15 protein-coding genes are annotated in these 17,160 nt (G+C 49.3%); 10 read left to right on the forward strand and 5 right to left on the reverse strand.

The window, feature by feature from the left end; genetic code table 11:
- Positions 1–54 precede the first annotated feature (54 nt).
- The 5 genes from ACO6VE_RS02305 to adhP all read left to right on the forward strand — a co-directional run bounded on the left by ACO6VE_RS02305 (position 55) and on the right by adhP (position 8,420).
- The gene (locus ACO6VE_RS02305) at positions 55–834 is read left to right on the forward strand and encodes an outer membrane protein (protein WP_422459509.1); all 780 of its coding nucleotides are present in this window, start codon (positions 55–57) and stop codon (positions 832–834) included.
- 29 nt (positions 835–863) lie between these two features.
- Positions 864–4,277, forward strand: a complete 3,414-nt coding sequence (gene pulA / locus ACO6VE_RS02310; RefSeq protein WP_422459511.1) for a pullulanase-type alpha-1,6-glucosidase — start codon at positions 864–866, stop codon at positions 4,275–4,277.
- A 385-nt stretch (positions 4,278–4,662) separates the two neighbouring features.
- Complete coding sequence (locus tag ACO6VE_RS02315) at positions 4,663–5,154, forward strand: DUF2244 domain-containing protein (protein ID WP_422459513.1); 492 nt, start codon at positions 4,663–4,665, stop codon at positions 5,152–5,154.
- A gap of 353 nt (positions 5,155–5,507) precedes the next feature.
- On the forward strand, positions 5,508–7,070 hold the full coding sequence (gene lamB, locus ACO6VE_RS02320) for a maltoporin LamB (RefSeq protein ID WP_422459515.1): 1,563 nt from the start codon (positions 5,508–5,510) through the stop codon (positions 7,068–7,070).
- Positions 7,071–7,400: 330 nt separating this feature from the next.
- Positions 7,401–8,420: an alcohol dehydrogenase AdhP gene (gene adhP, locus ACO6VE_RS02325; protein WP_269673119.1), complete on the forward strand. Its 1,020-nt coding sequence runs from the start codon at positions 7,401–7,403 to the stop codon at positions 8,418–8,420.
- A 316-nt stretch (positions 8,421–8,736) separates the two neighbouring features.
- Here adhP and ACO6VE_RS02330 read toward each other — a convergent pair whose 3' ends face one another.
- From ACO6VE_RS02330 to ACO6VE_RS02340, 3 genes are read right to left on the reverse strand one after another with little or no spacing between them, the layout of a single operon-like run.
- Positions 8,737–9,165 (reverse strand): YkgJ family cysteine cluster protein, encoded by a 429-nt coding sequence (locus tag ACO6VE_RS02330; RefSeq protein WP_422447905.1) that lies wholly within the window; start codon positions 9,163–9,165, stop codon positions 8,737–8,739.
- A 40-nt stretch (positions 9,166–9,205) separates the two neighbouring features.
- On the reverse strand, positions 9,206–9,718 hold the full coding sequence (locus ACO6VE_RS02335) for a GNAT family N-acetyltransferase (protein ID WP_422446545.1): 513 nt from the start codon (positions 9,716–9,718) through the stop codon (positions 9,206–9,208).
- A gap of 17 nt (positions 9,719–9,735) precedes the next feature.
- Complete coding sequence (locus ACO6VE_RS02340) at positions 9,736–10,005, reverse strand: DUF1778 domain-containing protein (protein ID WP_422446547.1); 270 nt, start codon at positions 10,003–10,005, stop codon at positions 9,736–9,738.
- Between the two features lie 109 nt (positions 10,006–10,114).
- On the opposite strand from ACO6VE_RS02340, the gene ACO6VE_RS02345 reads away from it, so the two are divergent.
- Complete coding sequence (locus ACO6VE_RS02345) at positions 10,115–10,342, forward strand: hypothetical protein (RefSeq protein ID WP_422459589.1); 228 nt, start codon at positions 10,115–10,117, stop codon at positions 10,340–10,342.
- Between the two features lie 8 nt (positions 10,343–10,350).
- Positions 10,351–10,443, forward strand: a complete 93-nt coding sequence (locus tag ACO6VE_RS02350) for an alcohol dehydrogenase catalytic domain-containing protein (RefSeq protein ID WP_286198363.1) — start codon at positions 10,351–10,353, stop codon at positions 10,441–10,443.
- Between the two features lie 669 nt (positions 10,444–11,112).
- Here the strand turns inward: ACO6VE_RS02350 and amrS are convergent.
- Entirely contained in the window at positions 11,113–12,213 is a 1,101-nt protein-coding gene (amrS, locus tag ACO6VE_RS02355) for an AmmeMemoRadiSam system radical SAM enzyme (RefSeq protein ID WP_422446549.1), read from the reverse strand.
- Between the two features lie 213 nt (positions 12,214–12,426).
- Here amrS and amrB point away from each other — a divergent pair, with 213 nt between their 5' ends.
- Together amrB and amrA are read left to right on the forward strand one after the other, a co-directional pair.
- A complete protein-coding gene (amrB, locus tag ACO6VE_RS02360; RefSeq protein ID WP_422446551.1) occupies positions 12,427–13,206 on the forward strand; it encodes an AmmeMemoRadiSam system protein B in 780 nt (259 codons plus the stop codon).
- A 161-nt stretch (positions 13,207–13,367) separates the two neighbouring features.
- The gene (amrA, locus tag ACO6VE_RS02365; RefSeq protein WP_422446553.1) at positions 13,368–13,946 is read left to right on the forward strand and encodes an AmmeMemoRadiSam system protein A; all 579 of its coding nucleotides are present in this window, start codon (positions 13,368–13,370) and stop codon (positions 13,944–13,946) included.
- A 310-nt stretch (positions 13,947–14,256) separates the two neighbouring features.
- Here the strand turns inward: amrA and tyrS are convergent, their stop codons facing one another.
- Positions 14,257–15,564: a tyrosine--tRNA ligase gene (gene tyrS, locus ACO6VE_RS02370; protein WP_422446555.1), complete on the reverse strand. Its 1,308-nt coding sequence runs from the start codon at positions 15,562–15,564 to the stop codon at positions 14,257–14,259.
- Positions 15,565–15,956: 392 nt separating this feature from the next.
- On the opposite strand from tyrS, the gene ACO6VE_RS02375 reads away from it, so the two are divergent.
- Positions 15,957–17,003, forward strand: a complete 1,047-nt coding sequence (locus tag ACO6VE_RS02375; RefSeq protein ID WP_422459517.1) for a hypothetical protein — start codon at positions 15,957–15,959, stop codon at positions 17,001–17,003.
- Positions 17,004–17,160: the final 157 nt, after the last annotated feature.

Genomic DNA, 17,160 nt, shown 5'->3' on the forward strand with positions numbered 1-17,160 from the left:
TATCTTAGATCTTCTCCAACTCCCCTCCTTCACACAACAGATCTGGTACCACCTATGATAAACGGCAAAAACAGTTATTTTGCATATTTTGCAAAAGCAGGCATAAAGGTGTTTGCCATTGGTATTTTGCCTTTTCTCTTCCGTGGAACATCCTTTGCCAGTGAGCATCCCTGGGATAATGGTGTGTGGTTTGCCCAATTGGGAGGGGGGACTGCATTAAGCAGAAGCCTTGAAGATGATCGAACGTTAAAACATGCCGGGTTTGATCTGCAAGACCGATTTAAAAACTGGCAAAGCGACCAGCATGGTTTTTTTTGGCTGCTATCCGGAGGCTATGAAATTCCCTGGCAGGACTATCAAGTTCGTTTAGCCGTTAGTTTTAACCAGATGGGCGAGCTCGAACACAAAGGCGTCAGGGGTCCCACGGGTGATCTGGAAAACACTGATCTCAATTATCGCTACAAAACCCGCAGTCGGCAGCTAATGGCTGAAGCCGGTATTCAGCTGCCTGTAACAGACCACAAAATGACCTTTATACAGCTGGGCCTTGGTCTTGGCATGGGCTGGAATAAGTTTCAAGGATTTTCGATAACGCCTGCCGAGGGCAGTATGTCTTCCCTGAATATTTCTGATCATAAAGAAAGTCAGTTGGCATGGAGCCTGGGCGTATCGATTGCTGTTCCTGTCCATGAATCGTGGGGCCTGGAGGCTGGCTATCGCTATTTGCATGGGGGCAAGATTAAATCAACAAGCAGCAGTCAGTACTCCTCACCGCTGGTGGACGACACGCTGGCCTTCCATCTGTATGAGGCTCGCCTGACATGGCGTTTTTGAATTCCCGGTTTCCCTGATGGATCTCTGTTATGAATATTGCCACAAAGCTTCTGTTTCCGGCTCTGGTTCTGACCAATCATTTGCATGCCGCCGGGTTGGTGGAAATCATTGCAACACAGGCCTTACCGGAAAAGCTGCTGAAAGGTGAAGAAGCAACCGTGACCTGGCTGGTCAGGTCATTGTCAAAAACGACACTCCCTGATTTTCAGGTTAAGCCTGCGGGAGTGAAAATCACGGCAAGCACTTGTACTGACCAGCTTTCTGCCAGTGAAATCTGTCAGGTGAGCGGTCGATTCCAAGCCAATGAAACCGGAGATGTTTTGGTTAAGCTTGAAGCCAGCGCGGCAAAACAGGCTTATCGATTCACCAGTGCAATCGCATCGGTGCATGTTTTTGAGGAGACTCCCGGTAAACCTGCTGACCAAGAAGCCATCCTTTATTACCAACGCCCGGACGGCATTTACCACGGCTGGGGGCTGCATCTGTTCAATAACGACAACTGCAAGGCTTTTGGCAAAACAGATACCGACTGGAACCAGCCCTGGATGCCAGAAAGTATTACCCAGACTTATGGTGCGCTCTATCGGATACCACTTTCTGACACTTTTTCCAAGGTGCAAGATGACTGCCTGAATTTTATTGTGCACAAAGGCGATGAAAAAGACCTTGGTGGTGACATGGCCTGGCATTTTTCGGATACCGATAGTCAACTTGCCTATACCTACAGTGGTTACAACCTGATTTCACCGACGCCACTGGATGGCCCTCCTCTGATGGTTGACGGTGCAAAAGCGCACTGGGTTTCCTCTGCCACCCTGCTCTGGAATGAAGGTGGCGGTTCGGATGTTGATAGAGCAGAGCTGCTGTATTCAAACGACGCCAGCATCATACTCAAGGAGGGTAATATATCTGGAAAATATCAAACTATTTCACTTGCCAAAGGCGGCAATAACAACAGTGTGCGAGAAAAACTCCCCCACCTGATGAATCGCAGCCCTCTGACTGTTTCTGCCGATCTTGCGGTCATTAAAAAAGCCCTGAAAGGCCAGTTGCTGGCGGTGGCCTATAAAGGAGACCAGCCCAAATACGCTACAAAGGTTCAGGTTCAGGGCTTGCTTGATGAGTTGTATCAGTACAACGGTGAATTAGGTGCCATTGTGGGTGACTCCGGTATCGATTTTAAACTCTGGGCACCTACTGCCCGGAATGTGCGCCTGGTGACAACTTCTGCAAGCACAGCAGACGACCTTAAGTTTCATGACATGATTGAAAGCGCTGCTGGTGTCTGGAGCTACAGAGCTGACAATAAGGAGTATGACCAATCTTTTTATCGCTATGAGGTTACTGTCTTCCATCCTCAGACAGACAAGATCGAAACTTATGAAGTGACTGACCCATATTCCCTGAGTTTATCGACTAACAGTCAATACTCTCAGGTCGTTGACCTCAACGACCCATCGCTTAAGCCTGAGGGTTGGGATAGTGTTCAATATTCCCAACAAGACCCTGAGGATATGGTGCTTTATGAAACCCATATCCGGGATTACAGCATTAATACCTCCGGCTTGACCAATCCTGGCAAATTCAAGGCCTTTACGGAAGCTAACGCCAACACCCATTTGCAACAATTGCAAACTGCAGGCCTGACCCATATACACTTGCTGCCAGCTTTTGATATAGCCACCGTTGATGAAGTCCCGGCGAATCGGATTGATATTTCCCAGACTATGGAGCAACTGTGCGCCAGAAAGGAAGTAAAGGCTGATACCGACTACTTCCGCACTTTTTGTAGCAACCCGCAGTCAGGCCAGACCATTCAAGCTTATCTGCAATCCCTTGATCCTGGGACAGACCGGGCTCAATACCTCTACCAACACATCCGCCCTGTCGACAGCTTTAACTGGGGCTATGACCCGCTGCATTACACCGTTCCTGAGGGCAGCTATGCCACTGATCCAGACGGGATCAGGCGAATCATTGAATTCCGGGAAATGGTGATAGCCTTGAAAGCTGCAAATCTGGGCGTGGTAATGGATGTTGTCTATAACCACACTCATGCCCACGGTGTTGGCAACCATTCTGTGCTGGATCGAATTGTCCCCTGGTATTACCTACGCTTAAGCCCCGACAGCGGCATCGTTGAAAACTCAACTTGCTGTTCAAACACCGCCTCTGAGTTCCACATGATGGAGAAACTCATGATCGACTCTCTCAAGGTCTGGGTTAAAGACTACAAAGTGGATGCATTTCGTTTCGACTTGATGGGGCACCATCTCAAGCGCAATATTGAGAAAGCACTGGTGGCCGTTAAAGCCATTAACCCTGGTATCTATTTTTATGGTGAAGGCTGGGAGTTTGGTGAAGTCGCTGGCAATGCCAGAGGCATTAACGCCAATCAGTTTAATATGGCCGGGACAGGGGTAGGCACGTTCACTGACCGGATGAGAGACCGGATCCGTGGTGGTAGCCCTTTTGATCAGGGAGATGCTCTGCGGCAAACCCAAGGCTATGCCTCAGGACTCCATTATCACCCAAACGAAAAAACAGCAGAGGCAAAGGCGGCTTTGTGCGCCCATACGGATATCATCCGCCTGGGTATGGCCGCCAATTTGAAAAACTTTCGATTTGTTGATTGTCACGGCACCCTTCGTTACGGTTTTGATTTTGACTACAACGGTGCTCCCGCCGGTTATAGCCTTGACCCACAGGAAGTGATCAACTACGTCTCAAAGCATGACAACCAAACCCTGTGGGATATCCTGATGTACAAGCTTCCTGAAGGTATGTCTACGGCCAACCGTGTCAAGCTGCATAATCTGGCGCTGGGCATCACGCTGTTAAGCCAGGGTGTTCCCTTTATTCATGCCGGCTCCGAACGGTTGCGCTCGAAATCCATGGAAAGAGACAGTTACGATTCCGGCGACTGGTATAACCGGATGCCTGACGACGACAATAACTATTGGAATCAGGGCTTGCCAAGAGCAGACAAGGACGGAGCGAACTGGGCCCTGATTAAAAAGATCATCTCAGATAGCACCACACGACCGAATAAGGAGAATATAGCTGCCGCAGATGCCTGTTTTCAGAAGATGCTGAGAATTCGTAAAAGTTCTCCTCTATTTCGCCTCAAAACAGAGCAGGACGTTATCGATCGGATTACTTATCTGAACACCGGGCCGGACCAGATTCCGGGTTTGATTGTTCAACGCATCAGCGATAAGGCACCATTTCAGAGTATTGATGACCAGTATGAGGTGATCATTGTTGCTGTGAACCCATCCGGTGACGAAATGGCTTTCGATCTGCCGGAATCTGAAAGTGGTACTTATTCACTTCACCCCTTTTTGCTGCAGGATATACCAGAGGGTTACCATAAATCCTCCAATAGTCAATTACGGATTCCGCCTTTGTCCATTGTCGTTTTTGTCCAGAAAGAGACTTAGGAACGGTCATTTAATAACTTCGACAGTTTAATAAGCGCTGCCCGCTTCCCGCTGCCCGAAAAAGACAGGCCGCTTGTGCTTTTGCGGGAAGCGGCGTCCTCTTTGTGATCTTCGGTGAAGACTTGGGGACATTCCCCCCACAAATTGAAGCGGTAATGCCTGCTGCACACTGTGACTCCAATAAACTGGTGTTTTTTCCAGAACTGGTGATCACTTTATGACAGCCTGCGTACAAGGCATGGACGCTGACCTGCATCTCCCACTCCCACCCTCAAGACCTGATGGAACTGCAACGAAGGATTTACTTTGCCAGCGACGAAAACCGGCGTTTTTTCAAAATTCCGGTTTGACCCGCAGAGCCTGGCCATAAAAAGGTTAAGAAGTGATGGTGACGATCGATTTTTCAGAAAGCAGCCAGGAAGGAACGATACTACTGGAGCCCAATAACTCCATGAGCTGGCGGCAGAATCTGCTGTTACTGGGGCTGATAACCATAGTGTCCCTGGCCATCGCTGTCGGCTTCTATCTGGCTGGCGCTAAAGTGATCTTGCCTTTTTCCATACTGGAAGTGACTGCCCTGTCTGTGGGTATCTATTACTGTGCATGGCAACGTCAGCGGAAAGAGCTGATCACCTTTCAGGAGCATCAGGTCACGATTCAGAAGGGCTTTTATCAACCACTGAGCACTCACCATTATCACCGCCTGTGGTGTCAATTGATTATTCGCGAAGCGACTCATCCCTGGAAAGCGCCCTCCATTCATATTCGTTCTCACGGCAAGGAACTGGAGCTGGGATCTTTCCTGAACCAGCAGGATAAACTGATCTTGATTGAGCGCCTGAAAAGACTGTTCAGCAACGCTTATATGTCTCAGTGACCACAAAGAAGCAGCACTAAAGTGAACATTTTTTTGCCCATCTTCAAACCCTGAACTAAATTCTTAAAAGACTCTGGCTGGCTGGTTCTCAGCCGGAGATAAAAAATCGGGATACCCTATAACCTTTCGTCGAAGCTGTGTTACGCCATTCAATACGGCCCAATTTATACGACGCAACTATTACTCTTTTCCTGCACGGAAAGCGGGCCTTGCTTTTTCAACACACATTAACTGACGGCTACCAGCTTTTATATATGCCCCTCACCAGGCCTATTTCAACAACATCATGCCTTTATTCAGCGGCAGGATGAAAAAAGCCGGAGCCAGAAAAACACACACAAGGTAGGCTAAGCATGCTTTCCAGGCATCAAACACCTTCAACCCTGAGCACTGGGTTAAAAGCGTTATCTGAAGCAGTTTCATCAATATCCCGTCGTTCGTGCCAGTATTGTGGTGCAGTGGCTATTGCGTCAGCCTCAACCTGCGCGCTGGCAGTCACCGGTGACGATATTAACTTCAACGGTTATGCCCGTTCAGGAATTGGCAGCACTGATAAGGGTGGTGAGCAGTTATGTTTTAAAGCGGCAGGTGCTCCCTCTAAATACCGTCTGGGTAATGAGTGCGAAACCTATGCGGAATTGAAGTTTGGTGCAGATCTCTTTGATCAGGACGATGTGCAGTTTTACCTGGATACCAATATTGCCTATAAAGTTGGCCAGCAAACCGACGTTGAACCCACTGAACCCTGGGCCCGTGAGATGAATATCAGGGCCACAGGTGTTTTTGGTGACGCACTGCCGGGCTCAACCCTGTGGGTCGGCAAGCGTTTATATAATCGTCATGATGTTCATATGATCGATTATTACTATTGGAATGTGTCTGGTCCCGGTGTTGGTATTGAGAATATTGATGTGGGGATGGGTAAGTTGGATGTTGCGTGGGTGAGGAATCAGAATGGAGTAAAATACGATAAATGGAATCAAGGTACTAAAAAATTAGCCTATGAAACTGAAACAGTTACTACCAACATTTTAGATTTTCGCTGGAATGAAATTCCAATAGTGCATAACCTGAGCTTGGAGCTTGGTCTTGACTATGGTGTTGGTAGCCCACCTGATAACTTGCCAGAAGTAACCCTCACGAATGGTGACAAGGTCGGAAAAAGCTATTTTGATAAAAACGGCTGGATGCTCACCGGTGAACTGACCTGGAATGTCTTGGAAGGATTCAATAAGTTTATTGTTCAATATGCTACTGATGCCATGACAGGCCCCGGCACAGGAACAGCTGGGTCTTATCTACAGACAACTGATTGGTATAAGGGGAATAAACTCTTTCGCGTAATGGATCATGGTGCTGTTTCATTAATGCCCAAGCTCGACATGATGTATGTTCTCGGTGTTACACAGGTTAAATACGATGAGGATAAAATTCATCCAATGTATCCAAACTATGGAACAAAGACCACCTGGATGACTGCGGGGGTACGGCCCTCCTGGAACTGGAATGATTTAACGAGTACTACCATTGAACTGGGTTATGATCAGGTTAAAAATGCTCACTCCTCTTTCCAAAAAGCAGATGGAAAAGAGCTATACAGCAGCAATCTTTTCAAAAGCAAACTTTTGAAGTTTACCATCGCGCAACAATTCCATCCGCAGTTTGGCAACTGGGTAAGGCCACAGATTCGCATTTTTGCCACCTATGCTGATTGGAATACACCCGATAAATTCAACACTGGTACAACACTTCCGCCAGAGAATGTAAAAGGTCAATGCACCGATAGCTCAACAACATGCAACGCCCTCGGTCTTGAGTACTTCGACACCTTCACCTCAGCCCAGCAACTCATGAAGGCCTATGGAAGCAAATCCGACGGCTGGACCTACGGAGCCCAGATGGAAATCTGGTTCTAATCCACTAGCACACCATTTCAATGAGTTTGATGTGTACAATCTCCGTTCACCCTGAGCGGAGTCGAAGGGTGATTGGCACAGTCTTTATTCAGGGTATGGTGTTTACGCCCTTCGACTCCGCTCAGGACGAACGGAGCTTGGAGGGGTCAACGAAGGACACCATCAATTGCATTGAAACCGTGTACCGGTTCGGTTCCCCCCTCGTTCCCACGGAGACCTCCGTGGGAACGCATACCAATCCCAACCGTAAACACAAAACCGCGTCACTCCACACTCCCCGCAACAAAGAAACCAAACAGGTATCAATTCGGAACAACAAGGTAACCCATCATGAAGGCAGCCGTCGTTCATCATTTCAAAGATCAGCTTACCATCGAAGATCTACCGCTACCCAAACCAGGCCCACGGGATGCACTGGTGAAAATCCATGCCTGTGGTGTCTGTCATACCGATCTTCATGCCTGCCATGGAGACTGGCCGGTTAAACCAAAACTGCCACTGGTGCCCGGCCATGAAGGTGTGGGAACGGTCACCGAAGTTGGTGACCAGATCACTCATATCAAACCGGGCGACCGTGTAGGTATTCCCTGGCTCTATTCCGCCTGTGGCTACTGCGAGTACTGTCTGGAAGGCAAAGAAACACTCTGCCTTGCCCAGCACAATGCCGGTTATTCCATCGATGGCGGCTATGCCGAATACTGCCTGGCAGCTGCCGACTATGTGGTCAAAGTGCCCGACAACATCAGTTTTGTCGATGCCGCCCCCCTGTTCTGTGCCGGGGTTACCACGTATAAGGCCCTGAAAGTCAGCCGTACCAAACCTGGCGACTGGGTTTCCGTTGTCGGTGTGGGCGGGCTTGGTCACCTGGCCGTTCAGTATGCCGTAGCCATGGGTCTTAATGTGATTGCGGTGGATACCGGGGCGGAAAAGAAAGCGTTATCCCTGGACTTGGGAGCCACTCACTTTATCGACTTTATCCGGGAGCAGCCGGAAGAAAAAATTCAGTCGCTGCTGGGTAATGGTGTTCACGCGACTGTCTGTACGGCAGTCTCCAAAGCGGGCTTTGACAGTGCTTATCGCTCCGTGCGCAGGGGAGGAACCTGTGTACTGGTTGGACTCCCCCCGGAGGATATGCCCATTCCTATATTCGATACGGTAATCAACGGCGTTTCTGTTGTTGGTTCCATCGTAGGTACCCGCAAGGATTTACAGGAATGCCTGGAGTTTGCTGCCCAGGGTAAAGTGAAGGCGATTATCCAGAAACGAACCCTTGAAGAGATCAACGCGATTTTTGACGAAATGGAGAAAGGTGATATTGCCGGGCGTGTTGTTATGGAACTGGCCCAGTAATTTATTCAATTACTTAGTGCTCTAACATGGTTTCAATGAGTTTAACGTGTACAATCTCCGTTCACCCTGAGCGTCCTTCGGCTCCGCTCAGGATGCACGGACGAAGGGTGCTTGGCACGATCTATCAGAGTCTGGAGTTTCCGCCCTTCGACAGGCTCAGGACGAACGAAGTGCGGAGGCACGACAACCCGTCAAACTCATTGAAACCATGTACTAGCCCTCTGTGGTTCCCAAAAACGCTTTTTCATCTGCCTTATGCCATAACCCTTATGCCATAACCCTTATGCCATAACCCTAGCCTGGGCAAAATGGTCTACTACTGTCGTTTTGCCCGCTCTACTTCATACTTCTCCAGCCGCTTGTCCCAGTTTTTGAAACGTGTACGACAATAGGCATCCAGTTCATCGTAGGTCTGAAAATAGAGCTCGCAGCCATCATTAATGGGAGCGTCCCTCTCACAGGCTTCGTTACTGTGTTCCCGGCAGATAATGGGGCGTCGTTTATAGATACCACAGCGATTATCCGGCAACAGGAATTCACACCGGGTCTGACAGAGCAGGTACCAGCCATTGCCATCCTTGAAAATATGCACGCCCTTATGGGCCACCTGCCAGAGCAACACATCAAACGCGTGCATACTGCGGGGAGTGTCCAGTTCCTGGGTAATGTAAGAGCAACAAAGGGCAGTACAATGATCACACTTGTTGCTGGCAGTGATGTCCCTGGTTTCGATCCGGTTAACCATATCTGACACGATAAGTAATAAGTCCTGTTATTGTAATTGGCTACGAACTAAAAAGCCGGGCTACTGTTTTCATGGGCAGAAACATGCGAACTTTACCATTATGTTCACACAGAACTGCAAATCCATATTTTGCATAAAACTTCTCTGCGGCATCGGTTAAACAATCAACAATAATGGCGTATGCACGCATATGAGCGTTTATTTCCCACAGGTATTTCAAGGCATTTACCAGGCAGATTTTTCCTAACCCCTCGCCCTGAAATTCTCGATGAACCGCAAGCTGTGCGATCAAAAATACAGGAACAGGGTACCGTGGCAGCTTCTTTACCAGAGCTTCAGGTAAAGTGTCTCGACAGATGGAGCCTGGCGTAATGCTGTAAAATGCACAAATTGGTATTTTTTGATTTGGAAAAGGGTTTGATGCAGGCAGAACCATTGTACGACTGATACCTGCCTGCATGTGTTTTGAGGCTTGAGTCTGGATAAACAAATTAAGTTCCGTTTCACCACAATCAAATGACGCTCTATCGTGGATACCTTTATCGAGTTCCACAAACTCCCTTGACCAGCTCACTTGACACCTTTCTCTTCGGTAAATGTCAGAGCCGCCAGCAAAGCCTTATTTGGTGCCTTTGCCTTTTCGCAGGCTTCTGTAAAGCGATCAAAGACATCGTTTTCAACTGTCATCTTTTCATATTCAGAAATAACCTGTGTAGCATCTTCATCCATCAGCCTGACCACGTATTCGGTCAAGCTCTTCAGTCCCAGTAGAGCTGAAGCCTTCTCTGCCTTAGCCTTGATTTCCTCATCAAGTCTCAGGTCCAGGCGTGCATTAGCCATATTTCACCCTCCATTTGTACGGATATCTTCCGTATAGGCAAAGCTTAGACCTGAGCGCTCCTATAAGCAAGTTGTACGGATAAATGACGGATTATTTAGTGAATGTAACTTGGCAAAGCACCAGAACTCAAGCCACAATCTTCACCGGCACCCGACGACTACCCCAAATACCCGGCTGCTGTTCAAACACACCGGCAACCGGTGTCCCACACTGCTGGCAGACCCCCTTGCCGTCAGACGCATCGACTCCCCATTCCCCCAGCACATACCAGTCACGCTCAACAAGCAGACTATGGCGATCTTCATGCCTGCCATGGCGACTGGCCGGTTAAACTAAAACTGCCACTGGTCCCCGGCCATGAAGGTGTGGGTACAGTCACGGAAGTTGGTGACCAGATCAGTCATATCAAACCGGGCGACCGTGTGGGTATTCCCTGATGTTTATTAAACTTGGGAAGAAAGCTCCGATGGTGGACCTGTTATGGGTATGAATCAATACTGGCCTTAAAGAAGAAACATAAAGTAAACTAATACCAATAATTATTGTCAAACCAACAATGATTCAGATAGTTGAATCATTTAGTAATCAGCTGGTAGATTGAAGGCAAACAAAATATGCAAACGCAGTCTACACAAACACATGAAGGGTGTTGCACTCTTGGCTGGTCCATCAGGGATATAGACTATCAAACCGTTGGTACAACTCTTGGCTGTGCTACAGGCTGTGCTACTGGATGCCTTATGGGTAAAACCCTTTCATATTGTTGTATTGGCTGCATGATCGGTAAGACAATTAATTATTTATGTCACAATAGGCATACCCTTCGAACTTTAGATAATTTCGCGAATGTGGAAGTATTGAATGAAACATCCAATCACTTCCAAAATAGAAATTCTTCAGATAAAGCTCCTGTCACTACTCAACCAAGTGATCAAAATCACCCTCATGCCAATTAAATCTGGACTCGTCAGCCGGCGCGTTCAGGAGGCTGTCCGAGAATAGCGTCCGGGTGACCCTGTAGCGAAGACGGCAGAAATTGAGGATATGTTAAGTAGTTAAAGAACTTGGGTGACGAATAATGTTCAAGTCAGTACAAACCTCGAAATTCAGGCCACAATCTTCACCGGCACCCGACGACTGCCCCAAATACCCGGCTGCTGTTCAAACACACCGGCAACCGGTGTCCCACACTGCTGGCAGACCCCCTTGCCTTCAGACGCATCGACTCCCCATTCCCCCAGCACATACCAGTCACGCTCAATAAGCAGACTATGGCACTGATGACAGCGGGTACTGCCACCGTCAGAATCATGGACATTGCCAGTGTAGGCGTAGCGAATACCATGATTCAGCGCTATTTGTCGGGCCATGGTCAGGGTAGCGGCAGGTGTATGGGGATGCTCCCGCATTTTCCAGTCGGGATGAAATGCGGTGAAGTGAATAGGAACGTCCACGCCCAGGTGTTCAACAATCCATTGACACATGTCGTTCAGTTCATGCTCGGAATCATTTTCCCCGGGAATCAGCAATGTGGTGATCTCAAACCAGACAGAGGTTTCATGTTTCAGATATTCCAGAGTTTCAAGAACCGGTTGCAGAGCGCCACCACAGATCTTTCGATAAAAATCTTCGCTGAACGCTTTTAAGTCAATGTTGGCTGCGTCCATATAGCGGAAAAACTCAACACGGGGCTTATCACAGATATAACCGGCAGACACCGCCACCGACTGCAAATTTCTTTCATGAGCCGCCTGGGCAACATCAATGGCATATTCCAGGAAAATCACCGGATCATTATAAGTAAACGCCAGTGACCGACAGCCCAGCTGTTCAGCCGTATCCGCCAGTTCCTCGGGCGATGCCTGATCGGCCAGGGTGTCCATCTCACGGGATTTGCTCATATCCCAGTTCTGACAGAATTTGCAGGCAAGATTACAGCCCGCTGTACCGAATGACAGAACCGGGGTTCCCGGAAGGAAGTGGTTCAACGGTTTTTTCTCAATAGGGTCAATACAAAAACCGGAGGAGCGGCCATAGCTGGTAAGCACAATCTGACCATTTTCACAGGCACGGACAAAACAGAGCCCCTGCTGCCCATCACGAAGTTTGCAGGCTCTCGGGCAAAGATCACATTGGATTCGCCCATCCTCAAGTGCATGCCAATAGTTTGTTGACACATTTGTGGACGGTGTTTTTTCCCTGAGCATGTTCCATCTCCAGACCAGGTTCACTGCCTGATTGTCATCCTGATGATAGTAGGGCCCCGATACGCTGAGCACACAACGAAACGTCAACAGGCCCTAACCAAGGCTATAATTATAGGCTCTGCCGACATTATTTGAGCGATGCAAATAAAGAGAGTGGTTTATTTCGCTTGAAATGTGCCGGTAGGCTCAGCCACTCCCGGGGGAGAACCCATAATGATTATTCGCCAACCCGCTGTAGCCGGAACCTTTTACCCAGACTCACCCAAAGCCCTGGCCAACACGGTCAAAGAGATGCTTAGCGATGCCCACCCCAGGGATTTCTCTCCGAAAGTGCTGGTTGTTCCCCATGCCGGCTTTATCTATTCCGGCCCGGTTGCGGCCAGTGCCTACCGCCTGCTGAATTCAATGCGCCGGAATATTCGCCGGGTTGCCCTGCTCGGCCCCAGTCACAGAGTTCCGCTGCAGGGTATGGCCCTGCCGGACTGTGAAGCCTTTGCCACACCGCTTGGTAATATTCCGCTGGATATTGAAGCCATGGAGGAACTGAAACAGTTCAGCCAGGTAGAGACCGTTGATGAAGCCCATACCCACGAGCACAGTCTTGAAGTCCAGTGCCCGTTTCTGCAGGAATGTCTGGATGACTTCAAACTGATTCCAATCGTTGTTGGCGACACCAGCCCTATAGCGGTCGCTGAGGTGATCGAACACCTCTGGGGAGAAGAGGAAACCCTGATGATTATCAGCTCCGACCTCAGTCATTACCACACCTATGAAGAGGCCTGTTACCGGGATAACCAGACGGTTAAAGCCATTGAACAGCTCAGCTGTAATTTAACCGGTGGACAGGCCTGTGGCTGCTATCCTCTTAATGGCATGTTGAAGGTTGCCCAGCACCGGGGAATGGATGTTATTACGCTTGATGTACGCAACTCCGGAGATACTGCTGGCGATAAAAGCAGGGTAGTGGGCTATGGAGCCTTTGTTATTCAATAGAGCGATTATTCTGCAGAATCCGCCCTGCACACATCCACAAACCAGACGCTCAACTGCTGTCAGATAACATGGAGCCGTTATTCAGTGGTCCCGTTGAGTGGCGATAAAAATCAGAAGGAGGCTATCAATGCCTCTAACGAAGGAAAACGGGAATTTTTACTGTGCAAATTGCCCCTACAGAAAGTCAGAAAAGAGAATTATTGCGCCTTGCCCGCAAGACCATCAGTGAAGGCTGTACCCGGAGCCTGCCACCGAAACCATTACCGGAAGAAGACCTGGCAGATTTCTTTCTGCAACAGGCCGCCAGCTTTGTAACACTGCAAAAGCGCGAGGAACTGCGGGGCTGTATTGGTTCAACCCAGGCTTACCGGACTCTGTTGGATGATGTGATTCACAATGCCTTCGCCAGCGCATTCCGAGACCCACGGTTTCCCCCGGTGACGGAAAGTGAGCTGACCGATATCAACATTGAAGTTTCCGTACTGACCCCTCAGGAACGCATGGACATTGCTGATGAGAAAGACCTTTTGCAGCAGCTGAATCCCGGCATCGACGGACTATTGATTCGCAACCCTCAATACAGCGCAACCTTCTTACCGCAGGTGTGGAAACAGCTGCCTGCCCCCCGGCAGTTTCTGGCCCATTTGAAAAGCAAAGCCGGTATGACTCCGGGGTTGTGGCCTGATGATATGGAGTGCTTTCGTTATCAGTGTATTAAGTTCAAAGAGAGGCGGCACTGAAGCAAGTAAATGGTTTCAATGAGTTTGACGTGTACAATCTCCGTTCACCCTGAGCGGAGTCGAAGGGTGCTTGGCACGATCTATCAGAGTTCGGAGTTTCCGCCTATAGGCCCTATGGGTCCTTCGATACTTCGACAAGCTCAGCACTCAGGACGAACGGAGTGCGGAGGCACGATAACCCGTCAAACTCATTGAAACCATGTACCAGGAGGCTGACAGAAAATAGACTGCCCGATGACCATGAGCTTTTAAGAGCACGCTTTTAATGAACCGCTCTTCTCTTAATAAAGAGCAAAGAGCGGCAATTCGATCAAACCACTTCAAACAGAAAGTGATTTTTCTTACCCAGTTTCACCAGGAAGAACCGATCATACATGGCACCCCGGGCTGCAAAGCATTCTGGCAGGTTCATATTATCTGCCGAGCCACGAGCGACACCATTAAAGAATACCGCGTTATTAGCCAGCGCATCTTTAACCTGCTTGCCTGATTTCACCATGCCGACTTCTGCAAACAGCTGCGTCATAGCCTGGCCTTCCAGCCCGCTGTGCTCGATGGTGGCACTGGGCAGGCCATCCTGCTTCAGCTGTTCCATATCGGTTTCTGACAGCTGGGTAATGTCCCCGGAAAACAGTGCTTCGGTGATGCACTCCGCCGCCTTGAGACCTTCCTCACCATGCACCAGGCGGGTAGCTTCACGGGCAAGAATTCTCTGGGCTTCCGGCCTGCCCTGACGCTCAGCATCCGCTTGCTCAATGGCCTCAATCTCTTCCATGCTCAGGAAGGTGAAGAACTTCAGGAAACGATACACATCGGCATCAGCGGTGTTCATCCAGAACTGGTAAAAGGCATATTGGGAGGTCTTTCGGGAGTCCAGCCAGACCGCACCGCCTTCTGTTTTACCAAACTTGGTGCCATCGGACTTGGTAATCAATGGTACCGTTAACCCAAAGGTACGGGCCTTATTCTGACGGCGGGCCAGGTCAATACCGCCAACAATATTACCCCACTGGTCACTGCCACCAATCTGCAGGGTACAGTCATAACGGCGGTTCAGCTCGGCAAAGTCCATGCCCTGCAGCAGGGCGTAGGAGAACTCGGTAAAGGAGATACCGGAGCCTTCCCGGTTCAGCCGTTGCTGTACCGACTCCTTGTTGATCATGGCATTCACCGCAAAGTGTTTGCCAATATCTCTCAGAAAGTCCAGAACATTGAGGTCGCCGGTCCAATCCAGATTATTGGCCACAACGGCGGAGTTTTCGCCGCAATCGAAGTCGATAAACTGACTCACCTGCCCCTTGATTTTCTCAACCCAGCCCGCCACAACATCCGGGGTATTCAGTTGACGTTCAGCCGCCTTGAAGCTTGGGTCACCAATCAGGCCGGTGGCCCCACCCACCAGGGCAATGGGTTTATGACCCGCCTGCTGGAAACGCTTGAGCACCAGCAATGGCACCAGATGGCCAAGATGGAGACTGTCAGCCGTAGGATCGAAACCACAATAGAGCACCCGGGGCTGTTCGCTCAGATGAGTGTCCAGTTCCTCAACCGCAGTGGTCTGCGCGATAAGCTGGCGGGCCTGAAGATCTTTCAGCAACGGGTTTTGACTATCGGACATTTGCCTTTTCCTGCGACGATTCGATGATTCAACCGGATTACTGCGGTGGATGCCAGGGGCTCTGACATCAAATCAAGCAACAACTCCCTGCTCCGGTGGACAGGAAACAATCAATAAAAAATCAAGCCGCCCAAAATACAACAAAACCGTGCCGGAACAAATGCCTGACCTCTAAATAAGGTAAATTTCAGTCTATTTTTCTTACCAGGCCTTTACTTGATCAGACTGGAACTTACGTTAATTCCTAACTGTCGAATCAATCCAGAGTGCCTGCGAATGTCTGATACATTGGCTGATTCATGCCCCGTAACGAATCTGTCCAATCGGGCACTGTTTGATATTTCTGCTAAATCTCCGCAATACCGGCACCATCATAGCGGGAGGAAAAGTCTTTGGATTTGCCACAACCACCGTCGACACCAACAGCTTCAACCTACTCTGCTGCTCTACCGGCAACATCCGCTGCCTCCCAGGAAAAAGAACCTTCGTACAAATCTGGACAGACGGGTTCAAATTTTTCCGCAGGTGATGCTGCCTGGGTGGTCATGCGGTCACTGTCAACAGCCGCCGAGTGTCTGAATTTTGCCTGCAAAAAAGTGGCCGTCCTGTCCAGTGTTTGTTTTGGTGGTTTTACCGGGCTGCTGCAATATGCCCATGAGAACCTGGGGGATAGAACGGTTCAAAAGGTACCAGTGGCAGAAAATAGCAGAATTGACCCGCAGCCCGCTGGTGATAAACAGCCTGAAGATAAAGCACAGCAAGCGGCTTATCTCCAGAATCCCCCAGTGGAAGAGTACGTCAGGCAAGGTGCCAATAAGTGGAAGCACTTTATGGAGTCCGGCACTTCACCGGATTCTGAATACACCTGGATGTATCTTGCCGGCATGGTCATATCCATAACCCTTTCCATATCTGTGCTGGGTATAGTGGGTACAATTCTTCTGCATACGCCGCACTGGCTGTTTAAGGCAGAACCTTATATCCATCTCAATACACCAACGCCCCCCTCGCCTCAATCACCCTTCCAGGCGGCTGCAACTCTGCCTTCTGACCATCTGGATAGACAATCCCCAGCTCCTGATCCGGCAGCGGATAGCCGACCTCTGGATAACCCGGCCAGCCAGTCCACACATCCCCCTGTGGAACTGCCGACAACCGCCGTGACCTCAAGCCAGAGCCACCCATCAACGCCAGCAGTAGAAACAAGCCATAATAGCCAGGGCTCCCAACAACAACCTGAACCCGAAAACCAATACCACACAGCTTCATTACATGAACCGCTGACTGCCAATGGTCAAACCACTCAGCAGTCAGCCACCTGCCCTGCAACCTTCCCACAGACAGACCAGCAACCCTTATTACAAACAAGCCCACACTCTTCTATTAACTCACCCACGGGCGAACGCATGCCAACATCCGTTTCAGTACATAAACTCTGACGATGAACAACCCTGCATTGTCATTCCCCCTTAGGAAGACAAACCACGAGGCAATAGAATGATTCGTGATAATCAAGACACTAATGAAAAAACAGGATAATTGGCCTTGTATTGACGTACCTTTTCTGACAGATATGATTTACGATATTTTTTATCG

It is taken from the genome of Endozoicomonas sp. ALB115, assembly GCF_049310245.1.
Lineage (GTDB): Bacteria > Pseudomonadota > Gammaproteobacteria > Pseudomonadales > Endozoicomonadaceae > Endozoicomonas.